The organism is Ruegeria sp. CDSC081 (genome assembly GCF_059610485.1).
Map to the genome: position 1 here is coordinate 19,235 of NZ_JBXWNS010000011.1, position 21,493 is coordinate 40,727.

Annotated in this window: 24 protein-coding genes; 11 read left to right on the forward strand and 13 right to left on the reverse strand. The window is 56.6% G+C overall.

Features of this window, described 5'->3' with window-relative positions; genetic code table 11:
• Positions 1-3 precede the first annotated feature (3 nt).
• Positions 4-636: an ATP-dependent Clp protease proteolytic subunit gene (locus AC2FH9_RS17810; protein ID WP_496698089.1), complete on the reverse strand. Its 633-nt coding sequence runs from the start codon at positions 634-636 to the stop codon at positions 4-6.
• 320 nt (positions 637-956) lie between these two features.
• Here AC2FH9_RS17810 and AC2FH9_RS17815 point away from each other — a divergent pair, with 320 nt between their 5' ends.
• Complete coding sequence (locus tag AC2FH9_RS17815; RefSeq protein WP_142638116.1) at positions 957-1,292, forward strand: ArsR/SmtB family transcription factor; 336 nt, start codon at positions 957-959, stop codon at positions 1,290-1,292.
• A 23-nt stretch (positions 1,293-1,315) separates the two neighbouring features.
• On the opposite strand, the gene AC2FH9_RS17820 is transcribed toward AC2FH9_RS17815, so the two are convergent.
• Positions 1,316-2,335, reverse strand: coding sequence for a zinc ABC transporter substrate-binding protein (locus AC2FH9_RS17820; protein WP_496872437.1), 1,020 nt, complete (start codon positions 2,333-2,335; stop codon positions 1,316-1,318).
• Between the two features lie 93 nt (positions 2,336-2,428).
• On the opposite strand from AC2FH9_RS17820, the gene AC2FH9_RS17825 reads away from it, so the two are divergent.
• From AC2FH9_RS17825 to AC2FH9_RS17840, 4 genes are all read left to right on the forward strand, one after another.
• Positions 2,429-2,908 (forward strand): Fur family transcriptional regulator, encoded by a 480-nt coding sequence (locus AC2FH9_RS17825; RefSeq protein WP_142638114.1) that lies wholly within the window; start codon positions 2,429-2,431, stop codon positions 2,906-2,908.
• Entirely contained in the window at positions 2,905-3,660 is a 756-nt protein-coding gene (locus AC2FH9_RS17830; RefSeq protein WP_496704028.1) for a metal ABC transporter ATP-binding protein, read from the forward strand. The genes AC2FH9_RS17825 and AC2FH9_RS17830 overlap by 4 nt, the downstream gene beginning before the upstream one ends.
• Entirely contained in the window at positions 3,654-4,448 is a 795-nt protein-coding gene (locus AC2FH9_RS17835; protein WP_496704027.1) for a metal ABC transporter permease, read from the forward strand. The genes AC2FH9_RS17830 and AC2FH9_RS17835 overlap by 7 nt, the downstream gene beginning before the upstream one ends.
• A 76-nt stretch (positions 4,449-4,524) precedes the next feature.
• A complete protein-coding gene (locus tag AC2FH9_RS17840; RefSeq protein ID WP_142638111.1) occupies positions 4,525-4,662 on the forward strand; it encodes an entericidin A/B family lipoprotein in 138 nt (45 codons plus the stop codon).
• A 1,294-nt stretch (positions 4,663-5,956) separates the two neighbouring features.
• On the opposite strand, the gene AC2FH9_RS17845 is transcribed toward AC2FH9_RS17840, so the two are convergent.
• From AC2FH9_RS17845 to AC2FH9_RS17865, 5 genes are all read right to left on the reverse strand, one after another.
• The gene (locus tag AC2FH9_RS17845; RefSeq protein ID WP_142638110.1) at positions 5,957-6,277 is read right to left on the reverse strand and encodes a hypothetical protein; all 321 of its coding nucleotides are present in this window, start codon (positions 6,275-6,277) and stop codon (positions 5,957-5,959) included.
• A gap of 90 nt (positions 6,278-6,367) precedes the next feature.
• Positions 6,368-6,547: a CTP synthetase gene (locus AC2FH9_RS17850; RefSeq protein WP_142638109.1), complete on the reverse strand. Its 180-nt coding sequence runs from the start codon at positions 6,545-6,547 to the stop codon at positions 6,368-6,370.
• 287 nt (positions 6,548-6,834) lie between these two features.
• Positions 6,835-7,734 carry a DUF2971 domain-containing protein gene (locus AC2FH9_RS17855; protein ID WP_496872440.1) on the reverse strand — a complete coding sequence of 300 codons (900 nt, stop codon included), beginning with the start codon at positions 7,732-7,734 and terminating at the stop codon, positions 6,835-6,837.
• Complete coding sequence (gene lepA / locus AC2FH9_RS17860; protein ID WP_496872442.1) at positions 7,727-9,526, reverse strand: translation elongation factor 4; 1,800 nt, start codon at positions 9,524-9,526, stop codon at positions 7,727-7,729. The genes AC2FH9_RS17855 and lepA overlap by 8 nt, the downstream gene beginning before the upstream one ends.
• A gap of 86 nt (positions 9,527-9,612) precedes the next feature.
• Positions 9,613-10,236, reverse strand: coding sequence for an RNA ligase family protein (locus tag AC2FH9_RS17865; RefSeq protein ID WP_496872443.1), 624 nt, complete (start codon positions 10,234-10,236; stop codon positions 9,613-9,615).
• A gap of 175 nt (positions 10,237-10,411) precedes the next feature.
• Between AC2FH9_RS17865 and AC2FH9_RS17870 the strand changes: the two genes are divergently transcribed.
• The 3 genes from AC2FH9_RS17870 to AC2FH9_RS17880 all read left to right on the forward strand — a co-directional run bounded on the left by AC2FH9_RS17870 (position 10,412) and on the right by AC2FH9_RS17880 (position 12,817).
• Positions 10,412-10,723, forward strand: a complete 312-nt coding sequence (locus AC2FH9_RS17870; RefSeq protein WP_142638101.1) for a hypothetical protein — start codon at positions 10,412-10,414, stop codon at positions 10,721-10,723.
• 66 nt (positions 10,724-10,789) lie between these two features.
• Positions 10,790-11,731 carry a LysR family transcriptional regulator gene (locus AC2FH9_RS17875; RefSeq protein ID WP_496872500.1) on the forward strand — a complete coding sequence of 314 codons (942 nt, stop codon included), beginning with the start codon at positions 10,790-10,792 and terminating at the stop codon, positions 11,729-11,731.
• Positions 11,732-11,890: 159 nt separating this feature from the next.
• Complete coding sequence (locus AC2FH9_RS17880; protein ID WP_496750731.1) at positions 11,891-12,817, forward strand: DMT family transporter; 927 nt, start codon at positions 11,891-11,893, stop codon at positions 12,815-12,817.
• Positions 12,818-12,884: 67 nt separating this feature from the next.
• Here the strand turns inward: AC2FH9_RS17880 and AC2FH9_RS17885 are convergent, their stop codons facing one another.
• Entirely contained in the window at positions 12,885-13,328 is a 444-nt protein-coding gene (locus AC2FH9_RS17885; RefSeq protein WP_496750733.1) for a low molecular weight protein-tyrosine-phosphatase, read from the reverse strand.
• Between the two features lie 28 nt (positions 13,329-13,356).
• Between AC2FH9_RS17885 and AC2FH9_RS17890 the strand changes: the two genes are divergently transcribed.
• Both AC2FH9_RS17890 and AC2FH9_RS17895 read left to right on the forward strand, forming a co-directional pair.
• Positions 13,357-14,052 carry an NAD-dependent deacylase gene (locus AC2FH9_RS17890; RefSeq protein ID WP_496750734.1) on the forward strand — a complete coding sequence of 232 codons (696 nt, stop codon included), beginning with the start codon at positions 13,357-13,359 and terminating at the stop codon, positions 14,050-14,052.
• Positions 14,053-14,106: 54 nt separating this feature from the next.
• Positions 14,107-14,715, forward strand: coding sequence for an HdeD family acid-resistance protein (locus AC2FH9_RS17895; protein ID WP_281973240.1), 609 nt, complete (start codon positions 14,107-14,109; stop codon positions 14,713-14,715).
• An 81-nt stretch (positions 14,716-14,796) separates the two neighbouring features.
• On the opposite strand, the gene AC2FH9_RS17900 is transcribed toward AC2FH9_RS17895, so the two are convergent.
• The 5 genes from AC2FH9_RS17900 to meaB form a co-directional block, all read right to left on the reverse strand.
• Positions 14,797-15,261 carry a copper chaperone PCu(A)C gene (locus AC2FH9_RS17900; RefSeq protein ID WP_496872445.1) on the reverse strand — a complete coding sequence of 155 codons (465 nt, stop codon included), beginning with the start codon at positions 15,259-15,261 and terminating at the stop codon, positions 14,797-14,799.
• A gap of 42 nt (positions 15,262-15,303) precedes the next feature.
• Complete coding sequence (locus AC2FH9_RS17905) at positions 15,304-15,654, reverse strand: hypothetical protein (RefSeq protein ID WP_496750736.1); 351 nt, start codon at positions 15,652-15,654, stop codon at positions 15,304-15,306.
• A 407-nt stretch (positions 15,655-16,061) separates the two neighbouring features.
• Positions 16,062-16,349, reverse strand: coding sequence for a 50S ribosomal protein L28 (gene rpmB / locus AC2FH9_RS17910; RefSeq protein ID WP_142638086.1), 288 nt, complete (start codon positions 16,347-16,349; stop codon positions 16,062-16,064).
• A 169-nt stretch (positions 16,350-16,518) separates the two neighbouring features.
• Entirely contained in the window at positions 16,519-17,658 is a 1,140-nt protein-coding gene (locus AC2FH9_RS17915; RefSeq protein WP_496872446.1) for a Hint domain-containing protein, read from the reverse strand.
• A gap of 149 nt (positions 17,659-17,807) precedes the next feature.
• Positions 17,808-18,785: a methylmalonyl Co-A mutase-associated GTPase MeaB gene (gene meaB, locus AC2FH9_RS17920; protein ID WP_142638208.1), complete on the reverse strand. Its 978-nt coding sequence runs from the start codon at positions 18,783-18,785 to the stop codon at positions 17,808-17,810.
• A gap of 153 nt (positions 18,786-18,938) precedes the next feature.
• On the opposite strand from meaB, the gene hrpB reads away from it, so the two are divergent.
• On the forward strand, positions 18,939-21,371 hold the full coding sequence (hrpB, locus tag AC2FH9_RS17925) for an ATP-dependent helicase HrpB (protein ID WP_496872447.1): 2,433 nt from the start codon (positions 18,939-18,941) through the stop codon (positions 21,369-21,371).
• Positions 21,372-21,493 lie beyond the last annotated feature (122 nt).

The window sequence follows — 21,493 nt, forward strand, 5'->3', positions numbered from 1 at the left end:
GGCTTAGCTCTCTTCGCCGCTCATCTTGGCGCGGTTTTCAACGATCTCGTCGATGTGACCCCATTCCTTAGCCTCTTCCGGGCTCATGAAGTTGTCACGGTCCAGCGCCTTTTCAACGGCCTTTTTGGTCTGTCCAGTATGGCGTACATAGATATCATACAGGCGATCCTTCAGCTTTTGCGTCTCAGCTGCGTGGATCATGATATCACTTGCCTGACCCTGGTATCCGCCACTGGGCTGGTGCACCATGATGCGGCTGTTCGGCAGGGAAAAGCGCATCCCGTTCGCGCCACCGGCCAGCAGAACCGACCCCATCGAGGCCGCTTGACCGATCACCAATGTTGAACATTTCGGTTTGATATACTGCATTGTGTCGTAAATCGACAAACCGCTGGTGACCACGCCACCCGGCGAGTTGATGTAGATCGAGATTTCCTTGTTCGGGTTTTCCGCCTCAAGGTGCAGCAGCTGAGCAACCACAAGATGGCTCATCCCGTCGTGGATCGGGCCGTTGATAAAGATGATCCGCTCTTTCAGAAGGCGCGAGAAGATATCATATGCGCGCTCACCCCTGCTGGTCTGCTCAACGACCATTGGGACAAGCGTGTTCATGTATGTGTCAACGGGATCGAACATAAGAAACCTGCCTGCTTTGCTATGGATCGGGACACTACCCGAAAATCTGTTACCTGAGTCTTAGTATCGCCACAGTGGGGCTGCAAGGGGTGCAGGAAACTTCATGCCCTGCAAATGCAAATTGATATTCAGCGGTGACTAAAGCGATACGCTCTTCAAAGTCGAAATCTGCGTCGAACTCTCACAAGTTCCCCTTTTCCCTTCACCTCATTTTGATTCATGCATATGAGAGTAAATGTTCATAATTAGCTGACTTGCGACCTTCTCCAGGCAGCAACCCAAACAGGCGCCCAAAGTGTGGGCTGGTAAGGAAACAGAGGATGGCCCTTCCACAACTTTCACAGGAAACATCTCCGGAAAATTTCGACAAAATGGTTGAGAACGCAACGCATGCTGCAAATTTTCTCAAGGCCATCAGCCACGAAGGGCGTCTCATGATCCTGTGCCACCTGGTATCGGGAGAAAAGTCAGTAACAGAACTGGAAGAGCTGCTTTCGGCGCGGCAAGCCGCTGTTTCGCAACAACTGTCGCGATTGCGACTTGAAGGGTTGGTGACGCCTCGCCGCGAAGGCAAGGCGATCTTTTATAGACTGGCCGATGAACGGCCACGCCGGATGTTAGAGGTTGTCTACGAACTCTTTTGCAACGAAGAATAAGAGCAATCCGCTATCCCAGCTACTTACGACTTACTTTTGGAACAGTCTTGATAGCCGGCGGACATGGCCATTAGCAAACTGTCATAGTGCGAAATTCCCGTGTCAAAACTCACGCCTACGGGATCCAATTCAAAGATCGTGGCCCCGGTTCCTTCGATCGCTGTCCGTACCAGCCTTGTGTCAAATTGTGGCTCGGAAAAGGCACAAACAATTCCTTCATGCTCAACCTTTTCACGCAAAGCCGCCAATCGCGCCGGCCCGGGAGAGGAAGCATCGCCAAGACTGACTGCGCCGGATGACTCGAGCCCAAATCGCTTTTCGAAATACTGATAGGCATCATGAAACGTTATGAATGACAGCGTCTGCATATCTGTCAGATCTGTCATAATTTTTTCTTTCAGTTCAACCAGCTCCCGATCTGCGGTTGCAGCGTTCTGCTGATAAACATCGGCGTTTTCAGGGTCCGCCTCTGAGAGCGTTGCGGCAATTACCTGAACCCAGATACGTGCATTTTCGGGATCCAGCCAGGCGTGGGGGTCTACCCCTTCGTGATCATGGCCATGGTCGTCTGCATGGCCCGCATGGTCGTCGTGATCGTCATGACCCGCATGATCGTCGTGACCCGCATGATCGTCGTGATCCGCGTGATCGTCGTGGCCATCATGATCCGCACGGTCATCATGGTCATCATGATCGGTCGCATCCCGGAATTCATAGAGAATTGTTCCATCCGCATCCAACAAAGAGACATGCAGCGCATCCGGCGACAGCGCGCCCAAGGGTTTAACCAGCCAAGGGGTCAGCTCTTCTCCGGTCCAGAAAACGATCTCGGCGGATTGCAAAGACCGCGCCTCAGAAGGCCGCATAGCGTGATCATGAGGTGACGCGCCGGGTGGAATGATCAAGCTGGGCTCACCCACGCCGTCCATCACCCGGGCGACCAGCGAATGGACAGGCGCAATATCGACGGCCACGCTTGGCGCCTCGGCAATGGCTTGGCCTGCAAACGCGATTGAGAACAAATACAGTGTGGGTCGGAACATATTCCCTCCGAGATGATATGTTATTACATTCGTTGAGCGCTTGTTAATCCGGACGTTATTACATATCAAGTTCAAAATCATTGGAGTCCCGCCATGAGCACCGTTGGATTCAGACAACACGATCACGCCCACTGCGTTCACACTGCGCTGTCTCAGGCTGAAAACAAGTGCAGAACAAAGCGCCTGCAATTCACCACTGTCCGACGCCGTGTTCTTGAGATCCTGTTGGAAAAGCACCGGGCAATGGGCGCATATGACATTCTGGCTGTGCTAGCTGCAGAAGGGCTCGGGTCGCAACCTCCGGTCGCGTATCGTGCACTGGATTTCCTTGTGCAAAACGGGTTTGTGCATCGTATCGAGCAACTGAATGCCTATACAGCCTGCGCCCACCCGACCCATGACCATGTCCCCGCGTTTCTGATCTGCAGGTCCTGCAAAGCGGTGGCTGAAACGGAAACCGAGCTGACACAGGGCCGATTGGGCGCTGCGGCGAACACCTCGGGGTTTCAAATCGAACGAGTAGTGGTCGAGGCCGAGGGCCTATGTCCCGAATGTGTAGGGTCGGCGGCATGAATACCCCCCTTATTTCATTGAAAAACATGTCCATTCGGATCGACGGCCGCACGATCCTTGAACATGTGAATGCGGCAGTTTCCGAAGCAGAGATCGTGACCATTGTGGGGCCCAACGGATCTGGTAAGTCGACTCTTTTACGGGCGATCATTGGGGCCATTACCCCATCAGAAGGCCAGGTAAGCCGCGCACCCGGCCTGCGCATCGGTTATGTCCCGCAAAAACTGGCTTTGGACGCCGCTTTACCGATGACCGTGCAACGTTTCCTGGGCTTACCCAAACGGATCTCGGCCCGCAAAGCGCTGGATGCACTAGAACGAGCGGGCGTCCCGGATCTGCGCAACCGGCAAATGACCCAGCTTTCGGGCGGTCAATTTCAACGAGTTCTGCTGGCGCGCGCACTCCTTGATGATCCTCAGGTCTTGCTTTTGGATGAAGCGACGCAAGGCCTGGACCAACCGGGTGCAGCTGCCTTCTATCAACGCATTGAGCAGGTCAGACGCGACCTTGGTTGCGCGATCGTGATGGTCAGTCACGATCTGCACGTTGTCATGGCGGCCTCAGACCGTGTGCTATGTCTGAACGGACATATATGCTGCGAGGGGTCGCCTCATACCGTCGCGGACGCACCCGAATACCGGGCCCTATTTGGCAGCGGAACCAAGGGCATGATGGCCCTTTACCAACATCAACACAGCCATTCGCACGACCATGACCACCACCACGACCAGGAAACAACCAACTCATGTTAGACGATTTTATGGTTCGTGCGGCGCTGGCGGGTATTGGTGTTGCACTCGCGGCGGCCCCTTTGGGGTGCTTTGTGGTATGGCGCAGGATGGCCTATCTGGGCGAAGCCACAGCGCACGCGGCTGTTCTGGGTGTGGCACTGTCTCTGGCATTTTCGCTTCCGATGCTGCCGTCGATTGTGGCGTCAGCGCTTGCCATGGGGCTTACCGTCACGCTTTTGCGTGGCAAGGGGTTGGCGATGGATACATTACTAGGCGTAATAGCGCATACAGCCCTGGCCGCAGGGCTAGTCACCGTCGCCTTGCTGTCCGACGTCCGGCTGGATTTAAATGCCTTTCTGTTTGGTGATATCCTGGCTGTCACCAAAGGCGATTTGGCAACCATTTGGGGTGGCGGCGCGTTGATCCTGGCAGTCATGATCTGGCGCTGGTCAGCCCTACTTGTCGCCACGCTGAACCCGGACATGGCCTATGCATCCGGCATTGACCCAAAGCGCGAGGAGGTGTGGTTGACGCTGACCATGGCGCTGGCCGTTGCCGTGGCAATCAAAGTGGTAGGGGTTCTGTTGATTGCCGCCCTGCTCGTCATCCCGGCAGCCGGCGCGCGGTCTTTGGTGAAAACACCTGAAAATATGGCGTTCGGGGCCGCCATCATCGGATCAGCTGCCGCCCTTGCCGGGCTGTGCGGTGCGTATCTTGCCGACACTCCGGCCGGGCCCAGCATCGTCTGCGCCGCAGCTGTGATCTTTCTGGTAACCGCCGCCATCGGGCCGCTTTTTCGTAAAGAATAGATTGCCGGTTCAAAACTCTGGTTCACCATTAGCAAAACTGCTACGAAAATCGGGACTTATACAAAAGGAGAGACCTATGATCCGAGCCGCACTTATTGGACTGGCCCTTTGCACACTCGCCGCATGTGAAACCGCTAAAGGCGCCGGTAAAGATATTGAAAAAGCAGGTGACGCAATTCAGGGCGCAGCCACCGAGGTTCAGGAAAACATCTGATTCCTTTCGGAATGTAGCGATTAAAATCGGGCGACATACAAGATATAGTTGCCCTCTGCACCCGCACCCGCTATCCTTGCGGACACAGGTGCATAGACGCGGCATTGCATTTCTGACACGATCACGGGGTTCTTGCTTAAACGCAAGAACCCCGTTCCCGTTTTAGGGGGAATTAAATTGCTGCCTGTATGAATCCGGGGCCCGGAAAAAGGAAAAGGCGTCAGGTGCGCAGACGCGGTCTTTGCACGTGCCCAAAGGACACCCCTGACGCCTTACCGGTTCGACACGCCCGAGGGACGTCCCGATCCAGTTGCTTTGTCCCCCTAAGGGGCCACAGCCGCTGAACAGAGCCCGAGGGCCCCGCACAGCACGCATTAACCTTCTGAGAGCTTGATCACCTGTTTCAAACTTGACGCCCAAATCAGCGGATCACGCACCGGTAAGTCTTTGCAGTAGAACAAAATCCTAAGATTTTCCTTCACCGCAGCGACCCCCTTGGCCTTTGCGTCCCACCCAGGATCCTAAGAACCTCTGCGGTAACCTGACTGTTACATCGCGGTCATAATTGGGCAAGAAAATAGCACTGCAGCATAAAAAATAGTCGGGGATAAACTGTTGATATCTCGCTGGAGAGTGATGTGGATAACTCTAGATTTTACGTTCCTGCGCAGAGTTGCCATTGGACAAGTGAAATTACGTGCTCGGCCCGGGATTTTGGACTCTTTCTGCAGGCGCAAACGGGCTGCACGACCCTTCTGGGGGTTTTGGTGAGCGATTGCGCCGATCCGATCCCTGATATTTCGAATCAAACCCGCCGTGAACGGGTCGCTCTTTGGCCACGGCCTCCGAGGACCGAGGCATTTTCTGACCAATCAGGGCCACCTGCCCGCATTTTGCGCTGAAAGCCTGTTCTGAATTTGAGAAGCGCTCCGACCCGGTTGGGTTACCTACTAAGCGCTGCGGCAATTCGCAGCCAGTACCCCCTAAATTCCAACCGGACCAGAGACGCTTCAGTTCACCTGGAGACCAGAGACGAGCCCGGAACTCGTTCGATCGCGCAGGCTACGCAAATTCGAAATTACATACAGCCCAAGGATCTTGCGCCAGCCCACGCAGCCAACCTAATTGAAGGGGCATTTACCGCTTCGATAGTTGAATTTGCTGTCACTGGCTCACCTCCTGTACTGGGCCTTTCGCTGGCCTTTTACACAGATTGGGTGGCTGAGGGCCGGTTGCAACTTACCTGAAGGAAGCTTCATGAAGGCTTTAAAAAAGCCTAACCAGTTTGTCGCGCTTAGGCCCAGGCCAGCGCGGTGCCGATCACGACCAGGGAAATGCCAAACACTTCGCGATGCGAGAAGTTTTCGCCAAACAGAAAGAATGAGGCGATGGCGATCAGAACGACCTCGGCCCCCAGAATGCCAGTATAGATTATGCCCAACCGTTCGTCGCGCAGCGCGGCGAGTTCGAGCGTCGCCCCGGCCAGCAGGGTCGCGACGATCAGCAGGCCAAGCCCCAGGCCGGGGATTTTCCACCAGAACTTCATCGCGACCATGGCAACGGAATAGAGACCCGCTGACCCGAGGGCAATGAAGGGGATCATGGATGTGGACATCTGCGCCTCCTGCTAGGGTTTCGCAACGTAAACTCTAGCAGGCCAGCTGGGATGCGGCTGTGAGGTTGGTCACAATGGGCCGAACAGGCCTTATCCCGCGATCTTTCGGGTCACCAGATACGAAACCGGAAACGCCGCAATAAAGCCAGCTCCGGCAGCGATCAGGATCGGGTATAGCGTCGTATACCCCATCGACAGAACCGCAATGACAGCGGACCCGGCAAAGGTGGAGCCAAGGAAGATATGTACGATCAGCATCAGGGGAAGCATGGGGGCCTCATATCAGGGATTCAACTTCCGCGGATCCTAGGATTGAGAGCGCATGCGGTCTTTGATCTGGGTCAGAGTGAGCGGCGTCTTGGAATTCGTCCAGTGGACGAATTCAGCCGCGAACGGGCGGAGCCCCGAAACGAAAACGCGCCGCCCGTTTTGCCGGAGGCAAACTTCGGTTTAACGGAGGCGGGTCGGCGCGGCCCGCCGGTGCCGCCGGGCGTGACCTCAATCACTGGTGACTGTATCGTTTGGACCGCCGCATCGGCTTGTTTCACGAAACTAGGTCAAGCAAACTCCAGACCATACGAATGCTCAGATAGCGCTAGTTTCCTGACTTCAACATCTGAGCCTATGCGAGACGTCAAAAACCCTTTGAGTCGATCGCTGGCATTGGCACCAAGCACAATGGACGATAGTCGATAAGGTGCAATCGAATTGTATCCCGCGGAATCACCTTGTGTTTTCAGAGCTCTCCACTCGCATTCACGATCCCACTCTTTGGATTTTGACAGCACCAGAGCATCGTTCACTCTAGTAGCTTCTTCACCCGAAACAACTAGAGATCGATGCTTTGGTGGATTCGCTCGGCGACTACTATTGATCAACCAACGGATAGTTTGAACTGTCGTCAAGGCTGGGCGGCTTTCCAAGTATTTTACTTTGGAAACGACTTTCCTAGCCGCAGCCAAATCCTCTTTTTCGCAAGAAAACTCGTAACAAAAGGACTGATGAGATGCAGAATAGTAAGCCCACATCAGAGAACTAAAAGGATTTGCCGTAAAGCAACAGATCGTTTGCCATTCCCGCGCCGCTACTAAATGCTTAGGAATTCCAGTTTTGAGATGCTCAAAACTGAAATATCTATCTCTAAATTCACGTATAGGTATCTTAAGGTTTCTAGCTTCATCGGCGAGATTTCTTCCAGAAATCATCCTATTGTTACCGTATTCGCGTTGAAATGCTTTGATTAACTTTTGTATTTCCGTTCGTTCAGAATCGATTAGTACTGGCAATGTGTCGAAAGGATCGTTTTGGCTGCTCAAGGGCGAAAACCAAACGCACCCTTTTTGCGCGGCCTCGACCTCATTCTCCAACCGAGAACACATATCCTCGTCTTCTAAATCGCAATCGGTGTAACCGCGATGCCTATAAATCAGACCTGGTGGATAACCAGATTCAGCCATCCATCTTCAACGCGGAGATGAATGCCTCCTGCGGGATATCGACCTTCCCGAACTGACGCATCTTTTTCTTACCCGCCTTCTGCTTGTCCAGCAGTTTGCGTTTCCGCGTGGCGTCGCCTCCGTAGCACTTCGCGGTCACGTCCTTGCGCAGGGCCGAGAGGGTCTCGCGGGCGATGACCTTGCCTCCGATGGCGGCCTGGATCGGGATTTTGAACATGTGGCGCGGGATCAGGTCCTTGAGCTTTTCGCACATCGCCCGGCCCCGCATCTCGGCCCGGTCGCGGTGAACCATGGTCGACAGCGCATCAACGGGCTCGTCATTCACCAGCACCGACATCTTGACCAGCGCGTCCTCGGTATAGCCGGTCATCTGATAGTCAAACGAGGCATAGCCCTTGGTCACCGATTTCAGGCGGTCGTAAAAGTCAAAAACGACCTCATTCAGCGGCAGGTCATAGACGACCATGGCGCGGCTGCCCGCATAGGTCAGGTCCATCTGGATGCCGCGGCGGTCCTGGCACAGTTTCAGTACGTCGCCCAGGAATTCATCCGGCACAAGGATGGTCGCCTTGATGCGCGGCTCTTCAATATGGTCGACCTTTGAGGGGTCGGGCATGTCGGCGGGGTTGTGCAGCTCGATCATCTCGCCGTCTTTCATGAAGACGTGATAGATCACCGAAGGCGCGGTGGTGATCAGCTCGATATCATACTCGCGCTCAATCCGGTCGCGAATGACCTCAAGGTGCAGCAGGCCAAGGAAGCCGCAACGGAAGCCAAAGCCCAAAGCGGCCGAGGTTTCCATCTCAAAGCTGAAGCTGGCGTCGTTCAGCGCCAGTTTGTCAATCGCATCGCGCAGGTCTTCGAATTCGGAACTGTCGACGGGGAAGAGGCCACAGAACACCACCGGCTGCGCGGGTTTAAAGCCGTCCAGCGCGATTTCTGCGCCATTGCGGTCATTGGTGATCGTGTCACCGACGCGGGTGTCACGGACCTGTTTGATCGAGGCGGTGAGAAAGCCGATCTCACCGGGGCCGAGGCTGTCGACCATCTCCATCTCAGGCCGGAAAACGCCGACGCGGTCGACATGGTGCAGGGTGTTGTTCGACATGAACTTGACCCGCATGCCCTTTTTCAGGGTGCCGTCCATGATGCGGACCAGAACGATGACGCCGAGATAGGCGTCGTACCAGCTATCGACCAGCATCGCCTTGAGCGGTGCATCCAGATTACCCTTGGGGGCCGGCAGATGGGTGACAATGGCCTCCAACGTCTCATGGATGCCCTGCCCGGTCTTGGCGCTGACCTGAATCGCCTCGGACGCGTCGATGCCGATCACATCCTCGATCTGTTCGGCCACGCGGTCGCAATCGGACGCAGGCAGGTCGATCTTGTTGAGCACCGGCACGATGTCATGATCGGCGTCGATGGCTTGGTACACGTTGGCCAGCGTCTGCGCCTCGACCCCTTGGGTCGAGTCCACAACCAGCAGTGAGCCTTCGACCGCACGCATCGAGCGGCTGACCTCATAGGCGAAATCCACGTGGCCGGGAGTGTCGATCAGGTTCAGCACGTATTTCTCGCCATTGTCGGCGGTATAGTCGATGCGGACCGTGTTGGCCTTGATGGTGATGCCACGCTCCCGCTCGATATCCATGCTGTCGAGCAGCTGTTCCTTCATGTCACGATCCTTGACTGTCCCGGTCTCTTGGATGAGCCGGTCAGCAAGGGTGGATTTGCCATGGTCGATATGCGCGACGATGGAGAAATTGCGGATGTGAGCGAGGTCTGTCATGGGTTGGGGATATGCGTCGGAAATGGGCTGCGGTCAAGGTAGGACGAGACCCGACGAAACCCTTTAGTTGCTAGGCTTCGATCCGATCAGACCAGCCCATTTCTAACCAGTTCAGCATTCATCCAATGCGTCTCACTTTGCACATGAACTTCACGTGCGTACTTCGCGAGATGAGTGGGCATGTTTTCTTCCTCGAATGCTGCTGTTGTGCGAACGACAAACCCCTCTTGTGTGTCTAGATCTAGGGCTGCAATTACATCAGCGACGACCTGAGCTGAGAACCGTCCCCGATACAGTTCGGAAACAGGGCTGATTCCAAGTTTTGTAAAGCGTGACAGCGTCGCATCCCATGGCTGAACGACGCCAGCTTTGATCCACGCGAATCCCAAAAAATAAGTCGGCAATTCCAAATACACGATGGAATGACGTGCGAATAGATATTCGCCAACAATGCGCTCATCCTTTGTAAGTTGCGGTGCGATACCAGCTGCGAAAGCCTTCATCCAGTCTCGCGACGGGTGATATCTGGCGTCGATACTGCGAGGGTGACAGCCTTGACTGTGGATGGTCGTATTCTCACTGTTCATCTTTTCGGTAAAGACGGCTTCGTCCGCTGATGCCAACTCATCAACACTCGACATGATCTTGTCATCGCTCGTAGCACCGGGAGATTGCGGCAAGTGGAATGTACGCCCGTATTTCTTTAGCATTTTGGTCTCACGCTAGAGTTCTAAGCGAAGTCAGGCCAGAAAACGCGACATCAATTATGTGCGCAATCACTTTTTCGCAGCACATGATTGATCCGAAATCCACTTTGATTCATACTCCGCCACAGACCGAGAGGGGCATCAGACCCGTCCGGGCAGGCAAAAACGAGGCAAGAGCATGAAACAGTTCCTCCTAATCGCATTTTGTGCGGCATCGCTGACGGCGATGGCTCCGGCACCCAGCGAGGCTGCGCAGATCAAACGGGCGTGTCTGGCGTCGGACCGGTCGGCGGCGACGCGGGCGCGGTGCAGCTGCATTCAGCGCGTCGCAGATCAGGCGTTGACGCGGGGCGATCAGAAGACCGTCGCCAAGTGGTTCACCGACCCCCATCAGGCGCAGGAGTTGAAGATGTCGCAGACTTCGCGCGATGATGCGCTGTGGGACCGGTATAAGAACTTTGGCCAGATGGCGCAGGCAATCTGCAACTAAGCCGGTCACGCTGCTTGACCTGATGCGCACTGCACCTCAGAAATGGCGCAGCGAAAGGTGTATCAGATGGTAATGAAAGGGCTGACCCTGCGGGGCCTTGAGGTGTTCGAGGCTTTGGCGCGGACAGGATCGGTGGCACAGGCCGCCGAGATTACGGGGCTCAGCCAGCCTTCGGTTTCTCAGCAGTTGCGCAATCTGGAAAAGGCATTGGGCACTGATCTGGTCGATCACGGGCGACGACCAATGCGTTTAACGCAAGCCGGCCGCAGTTTTCTGGCGCGGGTCGAGGTCGTGCTGGCCGAACTGCAAATGGCCCAAAGCGAACTGACCGTGATGGATCTGGGGCATCTGACCACCCTCTCCATCGGTTTGATTGACGACTTCGACAACGATCTGACCCCGCGGCTGGCGACTTTGCTGGCCGACAGCCTGACCCGGTCGAAATTCAAACTGATCACGTTGCCCAGTCTAAACCTATTCGCCGAGCTGGAGGCGCAGAGGCTGCATATGGCTGTATCCGCGCATTCCGGAGAGGTCCTGAAGGGTGTGATTGAATACCCTCTGGTTCAGGACCCTTTCATTCTGGTGACCCCAAAGGGTATGGGGAATTCAATACAGGACCTGCCCTTTCTGCGATACGCCCGAGATCAGCTGATCAGTCGCCAGATCGAGGCGCATCTGGCGCGCCAGCAAATGGAGTTCGAGGAACGGTTTGAAATCGGCTCGCACCTGGCGCTGATGGCAATGGTCGCACAGGGGCTTGGCTGGGCGATCACAACACCACTGGGATATATGCGTGCGACGCGGTTTCATGACGGGATGGAGGCGCATCCGGTCCCGTTCGGTGACTTCGCCCGCACAATTTCGCTGTTCACCCGCTCTGACTGGTCGGACCAAGTACCCAAAGAGGTTGCAGACATGATCCGACGGCTGATGCGGACCCAGATTGTTGATCCGGCAGTCGCGCAGGTGCCGTGGCTGGGCGGGCAGTTGAAGGTGATTAGTTAGTGTAGGGCACCGCAGATATTGGAAGCATAATTATCAACGTGCCGTGTGTTTCTGCCACCATCTTCATACAGAACTGAACCAGGGTTAGCTGTGCGAACCGAAGCAACCGCTCGACGAATCTCTGCTACAGCAGTCGCAAACCTGTGATAGCAAATTGGAATGGCAACGATATCAACACAGACCAGACCAACTTTTCCCTATCCGATTGCGGTTGCCGGCGTTCTTTTCGCCTCAATTTGTTTCGGGCTGGTTCCTTATTTTAGCCGAGGGCTGACCGAGCAAGGCGTCGCGCCTTATGCCGTCGCGTTCTATCGCTACATCGTTACGGCAATTCTGCTGCTGCCTGTTCTTATAATACACCGAAACGCTTGGCGCGAGATTGCTTGGGGGCTTTCGGCAGGCGCGGTAATGGGCCTTGGATGGATTGGATATGTGACGGCGCTAGAGACATTACCCGCATCGACTGTGGGCGTTCTCTATATGACCTATCCGGTTTTCACGCTGATCATTGCCTGGGCTTTGTTCGCCGATACACCCACAAGGCGCGCATTGTTCGCCTCGGGCCTCATTACGTTGGCGGCACTCATTGCAGGATCGCCCGCATCCGTTCCGATACAGCACATACCAACGCTTCTGATGTCGCTAGCAGCGCCAATCGGGTTCGGCTTCGGGATATGTGTCTTGGTTCACAGGTTGTCCCGCATCGCACCGCTTGCGCGCATTGCTTCGGTTTCCTTGGGATCGGTTCTCGGGCTGTTGCCGCTGATGTTGAACGCCGATGTTGCCAAGTTGCTCCCGCAAGGGCAATCCGACTGGATTTTGATCGTCGGAATTGGCCTGGTCACAGCGCTTGTGCCACAGCTCATTTATACGATCTGCTCACCGTTGATCGGCGCTTCTCAAACTGCGGTCGTCGGCAGCATTGAATTGCCGACAATGTTTGCTGTGGGCTTTCTTGCCTTTGGCGAAGCAATCACAACGCCACAGGCCGTAGCCTGCGCTTTGGTTTTGGGTGCGATTGCGATCACCAGAAGCCGGACGACACGCACCTTATCCACTGTGATTGCGAAAGAACCAAACAGGTGAGCTTGGCCCCGATGCAGGCGTCGATTGATTTTACATCTGAATGTCGAAGACATCAGAGCTTTTACAACTAAGCCCTCAGATGTGCGTCAAGACCTGCGACGGCCTTTTCGATCAAATCCAGCGTGCCCTCGAAATCACGGGTGTAATACGGATCGGGCACATGATCCGCGCCTGTCTCAGTAGCGAAATCAGTCAGCGAGCGAACCGGAGTTTCGTTGCCACGGGGACGCAAGTTTTCGATATTGGTAAGGTTCTCTGCATCCATTCCGATGATCAGGTCAAAGCGGTCAAAATCTTCGGCCACGAATTTGCGCGCGCGCAGATCGCTGATGTCGATACTACGGGCATGAGCAGCCTGCTGCATTGGGCCATAAGGCGGGTCTCCGATGTGCCAGCCAGAGGTTCCGGCGCTGTCAGTGGCATGATGCGGCGCACGGGCGCGAAAAGCACCTTCGGCGGCCGGAGACCGGCAGATATTGCCCAAACAGACGAAAAGGATACGGTGTGTCATACAACCGGGTGTAACGCGTGAGGCGGAAATGCAAAAGATCGTCATTCTGACCGGTGCCGGGATTTCCGCCGAAAGCGGGCTGGGCACATTCCGCGACGAAGGAGGTCTGTGGGCGCAGCACAGGATCGAGGATGTCGCCACGCCCGAAGGCTTTGCCCGCAATCCGGCGGTGGTGCACAAGTTCTACAACGCGCGCCGTGTGCAGGCTGCACAGGCGCAACCCAATCCGGCCCATACCGCGCTGACCCATCTGCAACGCAACTGGCTCGGCGAGGTTATCATCGTGACCCAGAATGTCGACGGCCTCCACGAAGCCGCAGGATCCGAGAATGTGATCCATATGCACGGCACACTCGCTGGGGCCTTATGCACCACCTGCGATCACCGCTGGGCCGCCCCGCCCAAGATGTCGGTGGGTGAACCCTGCCCCGCCTGCGGTGGCCCAACCGCCCGACCCGATATTGTATGGTTCGGTGAGATGCCCTATTTTATGGACCTGATCTACGATCACTTGGCCAATGCTGCTATCTTCGCTTCAATCGGCACCTCGGGTCAGGTCTACCCCGCCGCAGCATTTGTGCACGAGGCGACAATGTCAGGCGCACGAACCGTCGAGTTGAACCTAGATCCGTCATCCGGCGCCTCGAGTTTCGATCAGGTGATACTTGGCCCTGCATCCGAAACCGTGCCACGCTGGGTTCAAAAGCTGCTGCGCGAATCTTAGCCCGCCAGACCGGCACCAAAATTATTGATACGACAATCGAAATAAGAGGCTCCCATGACCGACCCCCACCACACGCGCGAAGAAATCCTGGACGATTCCAGTATGGAGGGCCGCGATACATTTGGCGACCAACTGGCAAATCTGTGGTGGACCTTCCTGTTACGCGGGTGTCTGGCCGGAGCATTGGGGATCGCCGCGCTGTTTTGGCCAACGGGCAGTATCTCTTTGCTGTTGCGACTGGTCGGCCTGCTTTTGGTTCTAGATGGCGGCCTGACCCTACTGGGCTTTGGACGGCGCGGATTGATCGGCGGCGTCGGCATCGGGGCTCTATTGATTGGGCTTGTCCTGTTGATCTGGCCCGAGGGTGTTGCGCGGCTGACGTTTTTCCTGCTGGGTGCTTGGGCGCTGATCGTCGGCATCGGTTCGTTGCTGGCATGGCGGCAGATACCCAGCAACAACCCGGATGCCGTGATGGTGCGAAACTCGGGGATCATTGCGCTGATCATTGGGTTGGTGCTGTTGTTCTGGCCCGGCAGTGGCATGGTCGCACTGGGGTGGGCCATTGCCTTTTCCGCGCTGGCTTTCGCCGCCGTGATGTTCTTTCTGGCAGTGCGCTTCAAACGGGCACATGACCGCGTTTCGATGCGGGTTGTTAACCGTTGAAGCGATAGGCAAACAGGCCGGGCAAAGCCCGGCCTGACGCGTGGATGACGGCCGCATAGCGGCTTGAAGGTTGACGTGACCTTAGTTCGAGTGGGCGCCCATGTCTTTTCGTTCCAGATCAACCGGCACGTCGATCTCAACCTCACCGGCTTTTTCAAAAACCAGCGTTACAGGCACAGTTGCACCATGTTCAAACGGAGCAACCAATCCCATGAACATCACGTGATCGCCCCCGCGCTTGAGCGCATGCGCACCACCGGCAGGGATGACGAATCCCTCTTCGACATGGGTCATCTGCGCCACGCCGTTGGCATCGATCAGATGCGTGTGCAGCTCAACCCGTGCAGCCGCCTCCGATTCCGCGCGAACAAGACGGTCATCCGCCTCGCCCGTGTTCTGAATCACCATAAAGGCCGCGCCCGCTTTCGCCGTTTTGCCGGCGGAGCGCGCATAGGCATCTTCTAGTGTGATGGTTTCCTGCGCCATTGCAGTGGTGGCAAATGCGGCCACAGCCAGGGTTGCCAAAAGTTTGGAAGTGAGGGACATCGCGCCTCTCCTATGTCAAGTGTCTGAAAAAGTTAAATTTAATCAGGCTCTTGCAGGTGGCGCGCGGGCGGGCTGAAACGGAACGGGCGCTGCTATTAGGCTCCTGTCGCCGCGCTCTAAAAATGGCCCGGCATAACTTGGTGCATCGGGCAGCACATGTGAAACGACAGCGATAGCACCCAGCAACGTCAGCGCATAGTCGGGGCAGAAATGCGGGGGCTTCGCCGGTTGCCCCTCCGCATCCATATAGATCACAACAGGACCAACACCAGTACACAGCACCATCTGCCCGACTGCGGTATCAACGCCACGCGACGCAGCCACCCCCTGACCAGTCAGACTGACCAGCAGCGACAGGGCAAATGATAGAAATCTGTTCCGAAAGTGTTTCATCCTGCCTTCGGTATACGCCCGAGACAAAAAGGGCTTCAAGCACAATCGAATGCGCCAGAAGCCCTCGGGTCATTTTGGTCAGTACGAGGTCAGTTGTCCAATCCGGGACGTTTGACAGACCCTTTGGTCAGGCTGGTATGCAACCTGTTCACCTGACGCTGCATCCGCACACATGTCCCAAACGTCTTGCCAAAAAAGGCCGCCAACAGGGAGAGGGAATCAAAGGATTTGAAAGACATGAGATCGAACTCCGCCAATAGAATATGAACAAACATATTCAAACATCAGAACACTGTATGTGAACAAGATCACGCTCTGACGGCGAAATCGTCTAAACTCAATCAGACAAAAGAAAAGACCCTGCACCGTTCGGGTACAGGGTCGAAATCTTTGGTGAAAAAGAACGCTTAGACCGCAGCTTGAGCCTTGGCGATTTCTTTTTTCACTTTCAGTGCGTTGGTGGACAGCTCGTCATCCTTGGCTTTGGCCAGGAACGCATCCAGACCACCACGGTGGTCAACTGAACGCAGGGCAGCGGCCGAGATACGCAGCTTGACGCCACGACCCAGGGTTTCCGACTGCAGGGTTACGTCGTTCAGGTTGGGCAGAAAACGACGACGAGTTCTGTTTTTGGCGTGGCTGACATTGTTGCCAGTCATCGGGCCTTTTCCGGTCAGTTCGCAACGGCGCGACATGGTTTCTTCCTTTGTATCTGCGGGCTGGGTACAGGACCCGTGGCCAAATCACAAGGGGCGCAACCCGAAGTCGCGCCCGAAAACTGGTTGGATGCGTTTAGTGGGAATCACAGGAAGGGTCAAGACGGGCCGTGCGAAATCTTTGCACCCATCTTAAACTCTATAAGACCTAGGCGCCATTGCGTTGAAGCAAGGGTTTGTTGTTCTTCAAATGCCGCTGGATCAGATGGGACTGTTGGCGTCCACATGGAATGAACCGGGCCGGGTTTTCACCATGATTTTCGATCAGTTCCGGAAAGATTTCGAAAATTTCTCGCCGCTCCTCCGACCCGAGGGATTTCAGGGCCTCGACTCCGGTGAACAGGCTTTCGGTTGGGGCATCTTCGGCAAAGATGACATGATGGCGATCAAATAGCAGGTGAAAATACTCAACCGATTGCACGGCCTCATCGATATAGATTCCCGGCAGTGCGGTCAGTTTGATCGCCGGAATCAAAACTTCGGTGGTGCCGAACATGCGTTCCGCGATTCTGGACTGCACCAGCATCCTGTGCTGGCGTGAGACCAGAAGATCGCGATGCGGCAAACCCTCGCCCAGCGCACCTGCAAGGATTCGTACCGGCAAGAGCCGGGGATTTTCCAGCAAGGCGGTGCGGTCAAACTGTCGACGACCGATCCAGCGTATAGGCTGAGGGTCGCACCCCATGGTCGGGACCATGTCCCCGATCCGCAGCGCTTGGATTGCTTTCATGCCGTCCTGCGTCAGGATGTGCGTGTCACGGGTAAAACAAGGAACGCCACTTCCGTTCTCAAAGGCAGAATATGTGACCGTGATACCGGATGGTAGGGTGAATGTCCCGCTGGACAGGGTATAGCCTACGCCATCTACGACGTTAATGACGCCAAAATTGGTATCGGTGATGACGGTACCCACCGGCAAGTTCAACGTGTCGGTCCCGCCGCCGCCACGCAAATCGCCACTGACGCTGGTGCTGGTGAAATTCAGGGTATCGTTGCCGCTCCCTAGCCGGATGTTTCCAACACTCGAGCCACTGATATCGACAGTGTCGTCATCCGACCCGCTGGCAATCCTGCCACCAATGGTGCTACTGGTGACGGTGATCGTGTCGGAGCCGGCATTGCCGATGACATTCCCGGTAATCGTGCTGTTATTGATGTCGACGTCGTCATCGCCACCCCGGCCGCGGATATTATCAATCGGAGTTCCAGCCGGTGAACCGTTCAGGGTCCCCGTGTCATTGTTAACGTCGATATCGTCGTTGCCGTTGGTCCCAGTAATATCGGGCATAGCTGACGGTTCCCGCATATCCGGCCTGGCGACAGATGCGCGGCCTTAACCTGAGTTTGCATCAAGTTTGGGTCAACTTGCAACCTATGGGCGATAACCCACCGATCCGAAATCAGAAAGAGAATGAGATCAAAGGCTTGAATAAGGCCTTAGCCAGCGACTAAAGCAGACAACATATGTTCCGCCGCAACCGACGGACTGAGCTGACCAGTGCTGACCTGCGAGCCCAGACGCTCCATTTCCGAACGCGCTTGTGGAGTCGCCAGGCGTGCCAGAAGGGCAGACCGAACCTCTTGTTCGAACCAATATTGTGCTTGCGTGGCGCGGTTGACCTCCCAGTGGCCGTTTTCACGGCGCCATTTACTGAGGGACTGCATCTCCTCCCAGGCTTGAGCCAGCCCATGTTCCTCGACCGCTGAGACAGTCATAGCCTTGGGAAATCCTTCCGGGTCCTGGGGTCGTTTACGCAAAAGACGCAGCGCCCCGGAATAGTCGGCGCAGGTGCGAGTGGCGGCAGATTTCAAGTCACCATCCGCCTTGTTGACCAAGATCATGTCGGCCATTTCCATGATACCGCGCTTGACGCCCTGCAGTTCGTCACCGCCCGCCGGGGCAAGCAACAGCATAAACAGATCCGACAACTCGGAGACAACCGTCTCCGATTGCCCGACACCAACCGTTTCGATCAAAACAACATCGAACCCAGCGGCCTCACATAAAGCGATGGCCTCACGTGTGCGGCGGGCAACGCCGCCCAGGTGCGACTGGCTGGGTGATGGACGGATAAAGGCGTTTTTCTCGCGGCTCAGGCGTTCCATCCGGGTCTTGTCCCCCAGAATGGACCCGCCCGACCGAGTTGAGCTGGGATCTACTGCAAGAACTGCAACACGCAGCCCCTGCCCTGTCAGCATCATACCAAAGCTTTCGATGAACGTGGACTTGCCAACGCCGGGCGTTCCTGACAATCCGATCCGCAGGGCCTGGCGGCCCTCTTTGGTCAATCTGGTCAGCAGTTCCGTCGCCTGCGCACGATGATCGGCGCGACCGCTTTCCACCAGCGTGATACCACGGGCCAGCGCGCGCCGGTCTCCGTTCAAAATCCTGTCACTCAGGCTGTCCAGTTCCATTTCGCCCCCAATCAGTTGCGGCAGTTCTAGTTGCCGTCCCAACGAGGGGTTTGTCCAGACCAGAGCGCACAAGAATTTACCTCTGGGATATGCGCTCTCCGGGCATAAGAGACGGAACTGGACCTTGTCGTACCGTTGGCGGATAAAGCCCGCATGATACGCCTGCCCATCGACGACGCCATTCCTGACCTTCTTGCCGCCCTAAAGGCTTCGGGCCGCGCAGTGCTGCAGGCACCTCCGGGCGCGGGGAAAACAACACGAGTGCCGCTGGCGATATTCGAGGCGGGGCTATGCGATGGCAAGATCGTGATGCTGGAACCCCGCCGCTTGGCGGCCCGGGCTGCTGCTGAGCACATGGCCGATACGCTGGGACAGCGCGTGGGCGACACAGTTGGTTATCGCATGCGGGGTGAGGCGAAGGTATCGAAATCGACCCGGATCGAGGTCGTCACCGAAGGTATCCTGACCCGGATGCTGCAAGTCAAACCCGATCTGCCCGGCATTAGTGCGGTGATTTTCGATGAATTCCATGAACGGTCCCTGAACGCGGATCTCGGCCTGGCCTTGTGCCTTGAGGTCGCCGGGGCATTGCGGGACGATCTGATCCTGCTGGCAATGTCGGCAACGCTAGACGCTGAGCCTGTGGGACGGTTGATGGAGGCCCCCGTTGTTACGTCCCAAGGGCGCAGTTACCCGGTCGAAACACGTTGGCTGGACCGACCGCTAGGACAACAGGCGCGAAAGCTGGACGCATTGGTCGATCTTGTGGTTCAGGCCGAGCGCGAAACAGAAGGTGGGATGTTGGTGTTCCTGCCCGGAGAAGGCGAAATCCGCCGGGCAGAGGCCGCCTTGGCTGGCCGGCTATCCAGCAAAGCTACGGTGCGACCACTATTCGGCGCGATGCCTTTTGCTGCCCAGCGCCAAGCGATTGCACCGGTCGAAACCGGTCGCAAAGTGGTTTTGGCTACGTCCATTGCCGAGACCTCGTTGACCATTCCAGACATTCGCGTGGTCTTGGACATGGGACAGGCTCGGCGGGCGCGTTTCGATCCGGGTTCGGGTATGTCCAGACTAGTGACCGAGCGGGTGACGCGCGCCGAGGCAACGCAGCGCGCTGGCCGCGCTGGTCGTGTCGCCGACGGCACGTGCTATCGCTTGTGGTCCAAGGGCGAAGAAGGCGCGCTGGCGGCCTACCCCCCGGCCGAGATCGAGGCCGCTGACCTGACCGGGTTGGCGCTGGAACTGGCCCTTTGGGGGGCTGAACCTGACGACCTGTCCTTTCTGACCCCTCCACCCGAGGGCACGATGGCAGAGGCCCGCACGTTGCTGACAATGCTGGGCGCGCTGGATGGGAAGGGACGGATCACCGACCACGGGCGGTCACTAGCGGCGCTACCTCTGCACCCGCGATTGGGACATATGCTGGAACAGGTCGGCCCCGGCGCTGCGCCCTTGGCCGCCCTGATGGCCGAACGCGACCCCATGCGCGGTGCGCCGGTGGATATGCTGCTCCGGCTCGAAGCCATGCGGGATGTGCGCGCCTTTCAGCGTAACCGTGTCTGGCAGGTCAACATTGGTGCGTTAGAACGGATAAAAACCGAGACCAAGCGGCTGCAAACCAAAGGCAACCTGTCCGACTTCAGCCCAGCGGCAACAGCTGCACTCGCCTATCCCGATCGCATTGGACAACGGCGCAAAGGGGATGAGCCGCGTTATGTGTTGTCAGGAGGGAAGGGTGTTGTGCTGGATGGCAGCGATACGCTGGCTGCCGCGCCTTATCTGGTTGTGACCGATACCGATGGCAACCCCCGCGAAGCAAAGGTGCGCATGGCCGCACAGATCTCGGAAAAGGAAATTCGTGACCTGTTCGAGGATCAGATCACCTGGATCGAGGTCTGCGACTGGTCAAAACGTGACCGCCGTGTCGTTGCGCGCAAACAAGAACGGCTAGGCGCAATCACGTTGAGTGATCGTGTTTGGAAAGAGGTTCCGGACGAAGCAGTTGCATTGGCGATGCTGGATGGCGTCCGTGATCTTGGCCTGCGACTGAACGGGGCCGCTGCGCGATTGGCGGCACGGGTGGAACTGGTCCGGACCGAAGGTGCAGAGCTGCCTGATTTCTCGATCGAGGGGTTGACCGACACGCTGCAAGACTGGCTGTTGCCGATGCTTTCCGGCGTCCGCAATGCTGAAGACTGGAAACGGTTCGACCTGTTGCCAGCGTTGCGCGCCCGACTGGACTGGGCCCAGACGCAGGAACTGGACCGGCGCGCTCCAGGGTCGTTTGAAACTCCTCTGGGGCGAAAGGTGCCGATAGATTATGGCGGTGCAGTACCGGAAATCTCGGTGCGGCTGCAGGAACTGTTTGGCGTAACGCGCCATCCGGTCATTGGCGGTGAGGCCCTCAAGATCACGCTTCTTTCACCGGCCCAACGACCCATCCAGATCACGCGCGACCTGCCCGGTTTCTGGGCTGGGTCATACGCGGATGTGCGCAAGGATATGCGCGCGCAATATCCCAGACACCCTTGGCCCGAAGATCCGACCAAGGCCGACCCCACCCTGCGCGCAAAACGTCGAAATTAGGCGGCCGTCGGGAATTTTCGTCGAAAATTCTTGGCATGAAGATGCGGAAAGCACGGCGATTCCGGGCGTTCATTGAAGATTATCTGTTTCATTGCTATGTGGGCTGCTCAGGTAAAACCCGG

Coding starts and splice junctions, on each gene's coding strand:
- AC2FH9_RS17900 (WP_496872445.1), bottom strand. CDS start 15,261: ATGTCCCTCACTTCCAAACTTTTGGCAACCCTGGCTGTGGCCGCATTT.
- AC2FH9_RS17845 (WP_142638110.1), bottom strand. CDS start 6,277: ATGTCCACATCCATGATCCCCTTCATTGCCCTCGGGTCAGCGGGTCTC.
- AC2FH9_RS17885 (WP_496750733.1), bottom strand. CDS start 13,328: ATGACACACCGTATCCTTTTCGTCTGTTTGGGCAATATCTGCCGGTCT.
- rpmB (WP_142638086.1), bottom strand. CDS start 16,349: ATGTCGCGCCGTTGCGAACTGACCGGAAAAGGCCCGATGACTGGCAAC.
- AC2FH9_RS17810 (WP_496698089.1), bottom strand. CDS start 636: ATGTTCGATCCCGTTGACACATACATGAACACGCTTGTCCCAATGGTC.
- AC2FH9_RS17835 (WP_496704027.1), top strand. CDS start 3,654: ATGTTAGACGATTTTATGGTTCGTGCGGCGCTGGCGGGTATTGGTGTT.
- AC2FH9_RS17850 (WP_142638109.1), bottom strand. CDS start 6,547: ATGCTTCCCCTGATGCTGATCGTACATATCTTCCTTGGCTCCACCTTT.
- AC2FH9_RS17880 (WP_496750731.1), top strand. CDS start 11,891: ATGGCAACGATATCAACACAGACCAGACCAACTTTTCCCTATCCGATT.
- AC2FH9_RS17905 (WP_496750736.1), bottom strand. CDS start 15,654: ATGAAACACTTTCGGAACAGATTTCTATCATTTGCCCTGTCGCTGCTG.
- AC2FH9_RS17820 (WP_496872437.1), bottom strand. CDS start 2,335: ATGTTCCGACCCACACTGTATTTGTTCTCAATCGCGTTTGCAGGCCAA.
- AC2FH9_RS17825 (WP_142638114.1), top strand. CDS start 2,429: ATGAGCACCGTTGGATTCAGACAACACGATCACGCCCACTGCGTTCAC.
- AC2FH9_RS17890 (WP_496750734.1), top strand. CDS start 13,357: ATGCAAAAGATCGTCATTCTGACCGGTGCCGGGATTTCCGCCGAAAGC.
- lepA (WP_496872442.1), bottom strand. CDS start 9,526: ATGACAGACCTCGCTCACATCCGCAATTTCTCCATCGTCGCGCATATC.
- AC2FH9_RS17895 (WP_281973240.1), top strand. CDS start 14,107: ATGACCGACCCCCACCACACGCGCGAAGAAATCCTGGACGATTCCAGT.
- AC2FH9_RS17870 (WP_142638101.1), top strand. CDS start 10,412: ATGAAACAGTTCCTCCTAATCGCATTTTGTGCGGCATCGCTGACGGCG.
- meaB (WP_142638208.1), bottom strand. CDS start 18,785: ATGGAACTGGACAGCCTGAGTGACAGGATTTTGAACGGAGACCGGCGC.
- AC2FH9_RS17815 (WP_142638116.1), top strand. CDS start 957: ATGGCCCTTCCACAACTTTCACAGGAAACATCTCCGGAAAATTTCGAC.
- AC2FH9_RS17840 (WP_142638111.1), top strand. CDS start 4,525: ATGATCCGAGCCGCACTTATTGGACTGGCCCTTTGCACACTCGCCGCA.
- AC2FH9_RS17915 (WP_496872446.1), bottom strand. CDS start 17,658: ATGCCCGATATTACTGGGACCAACGGCAACGACGATATCGACGTTAAC.
- AC2FH9_RS17865 (WP_496872443.1), bottom strand. CDS start 10,236: ATGCTAAAGAAATACGGGCGTACATTCCACTTGCCGCAATCTCCCGGT.
- AC2FH9_RS17830 (WP_496704028.1), top strand. CDS start 2,905: ATGAATACCCCCCTTATTTCATTGAAAAACATGTCCATTCGGATCGAC.
- hrpB (WP_496872447.1), top strand. CDS start 18,939: ATGATACGCCTGCCCATCGACGACGCCATTCCTGACCTTCTTGCCGCC.
- AC2FH9_RS17875 (WP_496872500.1), top strand. CDS start 10,790: ATGGTAATGAAAGGGCTGACCCTGCGGGGCCTTGAGGTGTTCGAGGCT.
- AC2FH9_RS17855 (WP_496872440.1), bottom strand. CDS start 7,734: ATGGCTGAATCTGGTTATCCACCAGGTCTGATTTATAGGCATCGCGGT.